The sequence below is a fragment of the Candidatus Bandiella numerosa genome, assembly GCF_021811875.1.
Lineage (GTDB): Bacteria > Pseudomonadota > Alphaproteobacteria > Rickettsiales > Midichloriaceae > Aquirickettsia > Aquirickettsia numerosa_A.
Genome location: NZ_JAJBJD010000079.1, coordinates 1 through 4,872 on the forward strand (window position 1 = coordinate 1; position 4,872 = coordinate 4,872).

Here is a 4,872-nt window from a genome sequence, read left to right on the forward strand (position 1 = left end):
CTTACTCTTCTCTATACGTTCTTCTGCTTCTCTTACTAAAAATGACATTTTGCCTCCTCTTTCGTATGTACTTATCTTTTCATTCTATCATATATGTTTCTTTCTGCCTATTATGCAATGGTCTTTTATTGATGAACTTGAATCAAAAAATTTAACTCATTAACTATTATTGCACTGTTAAGATTTGGTTTAGTATAAAGTCAATAAAAAAAATTTTCTAAAAGTATAGATGCTGACACCATATCGTCCATTTTATTTCTTACATTTCTTTTTAAATTTGCTTCCTTGAGTAATGTATTTGCAAGTGATGTAGTAAACCTCTCGTCGCTTAAAATAATTGGTATATTAGCTTTGCTCACAAGCATACCAGCAAATTTTTTAATTTCGTCAGTCTGCGCTGTTTCACTACCGTCCAAATGTAATGGATAGCCTACAATAATTGCATTAACACGATTTTCACTTAACAATTGAATTAATTTATCAAATTGGCTAGTTATATTATTAAAAATTGTTAAAGGTGTTACAACATTAACCTCACTGTTATATATTGCTAAGCCTGATTTTTTAAAACCAAAATCGATTCCTAAAACTTTAAATTTATTTAGCTTATTTAATTCATTTAAAAATTCACCTTTACTTTCAAATATCATATAGTAATAAGATAATAATTGTAATTGAACGTAATGATACAATGGATATAAGCAAATCTGAAGTAAAAAGAATAATAGAACTATCAAGCATTGCTTGCAGTGATGATGAATTATCATCCTATATGAAAGACCTATCAAAAATAATAGAGTTATTTGATAAGCTAAAATACGTTAATACTGATAATATAGAGCCATTATATAATGTTATCGATGATAATTTAAGACTGAGAAAAGATGTATCTATAAAGAAAAATACTAAAAAAGAGATACTAAAAAATGTGCCAAAAAGTAAATATGGATTTTATGTAGTTCCAAAGATGATTGAGTAGTATCAAATATGCAATATCATATTTTAGTTATTGACGATGATAACGAAATTAGGCAACTCCTCGCAAAATACCTAAATAAAAATGGTTACATAGTTAGCCTCGCATCAAACACTGCTGTTGCAGAGGAATTGTTTGAGCTCTTTCAATTTGATTTAGTAATTTTAGATGTATTAATGCCTAAGGAAACAGGTTTAGAGTTTTTAAAGCGCAAAACTTTAAAGCAACCAGTTATAATGTTAACTGCTTTAGGAGATGTAGATGACCGAATAAATGGCTTAGAAAGTGGAGCTGAAGATTATATTGCCAAACCTTTTGAACCAAAAGAATTATTAATAAGGATTGAAAAATTAATTTTAAGGTTTAAAAAAGATTCATTGACTGAGAAAAAAATAAAATTTGGAGATTTTCAATTTGATTTAGAAAGAAAAACTCTCCTACATAACAATGCTCTCATCCCTCTAACTACTAGCCAACGTGATTTATTAAATATTTTTGCTAAAAACTTAGGAATAATAATACCTAGAGACGAGATAGCAAAACAATTAAATGATATAAATATCAGGACTATAGATACACAAATTACTAGACTTAGAAGCAAGATAGAAAAAGACCCTAAATCTCCTATATTCTTGCAAACCGTGAGAAATCATGGATATGTACTGTGGGGATAAATAGAGAGTGTAATAAACTTTGTATAAGTTACTAAAAAAGATGGCGCTGGTGAAACCCTGACCAAAAAAATCAGAAAATGATATTATATGTTTATAACCAACCTTTTCTTTTGAAATATAGATATGGCAATATTCCCGTTATAATTATTAATATAAGTGCAAATTGATATCCATATTTAAAGCTAAGTTCAGGCATATGATGAAAATTCATTCCATAGATACTAGCTATTAATGTTGGTGGCATGAATACTGCAGCAGCTATAGTAAAAGCCTTAATGATTAAATTCTGCTCCACAGATATCATACCAAGTGTCGCATCTAATAAAAAGCTATTCCTCTGAGATAAAAAATTTGCATATTCACCAAGTGAACTGATCTCCCTTGAAATATGTTTTATTCTAAGTCTTGAGTCTTTTTTATTCATATACCTTGCATTATCTATCTGGCTGAAATAAATTATCATCCTATTTAAACTTACTAAACTTTCCCTATTTTTTGATATAATTGTTCCTGTACTCCCTATCCTTCTGATTATATCATTATAAAATTCGGAGGAATTCTTTTTTCTGTCTATTGGCTTTTCAAATACTACCTTTAACAAGTTATCTATCTCGTTACCTACTTCTTCTAAAATATCTGCACAACAATTCACAACAAAGTCAATGATTGTTGTCAACACATATTCTGGAGTAAAAACTTTATCCTTATTTCTATTAATCCATGAATTCAGATAATCAAATGATCTTGGTTTATCATATCTAGTTGTAACCAGGTATTCCTTCGTCATAATAAATGTTATGGCAGTACTGTCAGGATAGTCTTCACATGCCTTATCCATTATTGTTACTGTCATATATTCAACATCCTTCTCCATATAAAAGGGACTTATGACTTCAAATTTATCCATCTCCTCTTCTGTTGGAGCTTCAATATTTAGTATTTTTTCTATATATTTTTCTTCGCTTGGTTCAGGCTCTATAAGATCTATCCAGATTGTGTTATCAGGCAATGGCTCATCTATTTTTATTTCTCTTTTCTCAATAACCTTATTTTTGTTTTTATAAATAACTACAATCATGCCTAATAGAATATTTTAAAACCTTTACTTTCATATAATATACCACATATTATAAATATTGTAAGGGTTAATAATGATATAAATCAAATATCTTCTTATGCTCAATTACTGCAAATCTATCAGTCATACCAGCTATATAATTAATCACCATTTCAGATAATAGCGCATCATAACTTATGTTAACACCATCTTGCCATGATTTTGGTAAAGTTTCTGGATTATTCATGAAATGATTAAACAAGTCTTTTATAACTGTCTGTGTTTTATGATTAATTCTATTTACCTGGTGATTTTTATATACATTTTTAAATAAAAAACTTTTTAATTCTAAAAATTTTTCTTTAATTGGGTTTGAAAATTCTACAATCGATCGCTTACAATTATAGATATCCTGGATGCTATTGATTCCATAACTTTTGATATTGTTAATTGTTTGATTTAGTAAATCGGTTATTAAAAACATACTAAGATTTGATAATAATATCTTTAGCAAAATCTCTTTATTTGAAGCTTCGCTTTTGATAATATCATTAAAACCGGTAATTCTAAATAACTGTAATTCTCCAAGCGCCTCGATATTTATAAATTCAGCTCTTATTCCATCATCAATATCATGCTTTGTATAAGCAATATCATCAGCAAGAGCAGCTATTTGCGATTCTAATGAAGCATTATTTTTGTAATTAACTGGAAAATTATTAAAAATTTTACTCAATTTATCGCATTTTCTTTTTTCATTGATTGGTCCATTATGTTTTAAAATTCCATCAATTGTTTCAAGCGTTAAATTAAGACCTTTATATTTTGATGAGCTTTTTTCCAAAGTTGTAATAATCTTTATCGCATGAATATTATGATCAAATCCCCCAAATTTTTCAGCAACTTCATTAAGTGCCATTTCTCCAGCATGACCAAATGGAGGATGGCCAATATCGTGAGATAAAGCAATTACCTCAGCAAGTTCCTCGTTTACTCCAAGCTCTCTAGCTATATAAACGGCAATTTGGCTTACTTCCAATGAGTGAGTTAGCCTTGTCCTGTAATGATCTCCAGTATAATTAATGAAAACTTGAGTTTTATATTCTAGCCTTCTAAAAGCTTTTGAATTTATTATTCTAAATTTATCTTCTAAAAAATTATACTGAATTTGCTCTTGATAAATTCTTCCATTTGACCCGAAGACGCCTAGATCTCTAAATTTTTCTATTTTCATGCTAATTGTATAAGATGGGGCGAGTAACGGAGCTCGAATCCGCGACCTCAAGTTCCACAAACTTGCGCTCTAACCAGCTGAGCTATACCCGCCATAATTTCATAATAACTAAATATATGCAAATTATAAAAAAATCAAGAGAACCTTTTATTATAGGGTAATATAAGGCAATAAAATTATTTTCTAGGATAAAATTTCAAGATCGTATATACTTAAAGTAGTAAGATATTATGGATATTTAGTTATGAAGGAAGAAAATAATAAAAAATTAAATCTCAATGATTTAAATAAATCTAATTTAAATCCACTTGATTTAAGTAGCTCAAGCGAACATAACGTTAATCAATCCTATTTGAGCAATTCAGATGGTAAAAATTCTATTTTTAATAAACCAATATCATTTATTAAATTTTCAATTAATGAGGAAAGGCATGGATATAAATATTATCATCAACAAATTCTTTCAAACCAGGACATTGCTTCAGAAATAAAAAATTTGTATTTTACCTTTTACCAAGATATTGAAGAAAAATTAAATCAAATAAGAACTACAAAAAATAGCAAAAAATCTATAAAGGATAAGTTAACACCAAATTTTTGGAGTACGCAAGATGAAGAAAGTCAAAAAATAATCGATAGTTTATCAAAAGAGATTGAAGACTTAGTAAAAAATAAGGAAAAATTAAAATATTCTTTAGTTTTATTGCAATCTATCATTTTAAAAAATCTAGAAAAAACTAAAGCTATTCTTAATAAATCAGAAAATTTATTAGAGAACTATATTATTGATGTTACGAATAGAAATGGAAGCATAAATATTAGATAGCGTTAAGCAACTTTTAGAATCAACTCATTGTCAATATTTGCTTCATAAAGATTCCACTCATTAGAGGACATAGTCGCTTTAATCTGCAAAACATTGTGTGCATTC

6 protein-coding genes and 1 tRNA gene are annotated in these 4,872 nt (G+C 28.2%); 3 read left to right on the forward strand and 4 right to left on the reverse strand.

Annotated features, from left to right (window positions below):
* Positions 1-200 precede the first annotated feature (200 nt).
* Entirely contained in the window at positions 201-650 is a 450-nt protein-coding gene (ruvX, locus tag L8D11_RS03430; protein WP_236870278.1) for a Holliday junction resolvase RuvX, read from the reverse strand.
* Positions 651-691: 41 nt separating this feature from the next.
* Between ruvX and gatC the strand changes: the two genes are divergently transcribed.
* Entirely contained in the window at positions 692-979 is a 288-nt protein-coding gene (gene gatC, locus L8D11_RS03435) for an Asp-tRNA(Asn)/Glu-tRNA(Gln) amidotransferase subunit GatC (RefSeq protein WP_236870279.1), read from the forward strand.
* A gap of 8 nt (positions 980-987) precedes the next feature.
* Entirely contained in the window at positions 988-1,650 is a 663-nt protein-coding gene (locus L8D11_RS03440) for a response regulator transcription factor (RefSeq protein ID WP_236870280.1), read from the forward strand.
* Positions 1,651-1,741: 91 nt separating this feature from the next.
* Here L8D11_RS03440 and L8D11_RS03445 read toward each other — a convergent pair whose 3' ends face one another.
* The 3 genes from L8D11_RS03445 to L8D11_RS03455 all read right to left on the reverse strand — a co-directional run bounded on the left by L8D11_RS03445 (position 1,742) and on the right by L8D11_RS03455 (position 4,033).
* The gene (locus tag L8D11_RS03445) at positions 1,742-2,728 is read right to left on the reverse strand and encodes a magnesium transporter CorA family protein (RefSeq protein WP_236870281.1); all 987 of its coding nucleotides are present in this window, start codon (positions 2,726-2,728) and stop codon (positions 1,742-1,744) included.
* 67 nt (positions 2,729-2,795) lie between these two features.
* The gene (gene dgt, locus L8D11_RS03450; RefSeq protein WP_236870282.1) at positions 2,796-3,941 is read right to left on the reverse strand and encodes a dGTP triphosphohydrolase; all 1,146 of its coding nucleotides are present in this window, start codon (positions 3,939-3,941) and stop codon (positions 2,796-2,798) included.
* A 15-nt stretch (positions 3,942-3,956) separates the two neighbouring features.
* A tRNA-His gene (locus L8D11_RS03455) sits at positions 3,957-4,033 on the reverse strand.
* A gap of 152 nt (positions 4,034-4,185) precedes the next feature.
* Between L8D11_RS03455 and L8D11_RS03460 the strand changes: the two genes are divergently transcribed.
* The gene (locus tag L8D11_RS03460) at positions 4,186-4,767 is read left to right on the forward strand and encodes a hypothetical protein (RefSeq protein WP_236870283.1); all 582 of its coding nucleotides are present in this window, start codon (positions 4,186-4,188) and stop codon (positions 4,765-4,767) included.
* Positions 4,768-4,872: the final 105 nt, after the last annotated feature.

Excerpts from the sequence above, each read along its gene's own strand:
- ruvX (WP_236870278.1), bottom strand. The coding sequence starts at position 650 with ATGATATTTGAAAGTAAAGGTGAATTTTTAAATGAATTAAATAAGCTA.
- gatC (WP_236870279.1), top strand. The coding sequence starts at position 692 with ATGGATATAAGCAAATCTGAAGTAAAAAGAATAATAGAACTATCAAGC.
- L8D11_RS03440 (WP_236870280.1), top strand. The coding sequence starts at position 988 with ATGCAATATCATATTTTAGTTATTGACGATGATAACGAAATTAGGCAA.
- L8D11_RS03445 (WP_236870281.1), bottom strand. The coding sequence starts at position 2,728 with ATGATTGTAGTTATTTATAAAAACAAAAATAAGGTTATTGAGAAAAGA.
- dgt (WP_236870282.1), bottom strand. The coding sequence starts at position 3,941 with ATGAAAATAGAAAAATTTAGAGATCTAGGCGTCTTCGGGTCAAATGGA.
- L8D11_RS03460 (WP_236870283.1), top strand. The coding sequence starts at position 4,186 with ATGAAGGAAGAAAATAATAAAAAATTAAATCTCAATGATTTAAATAAA.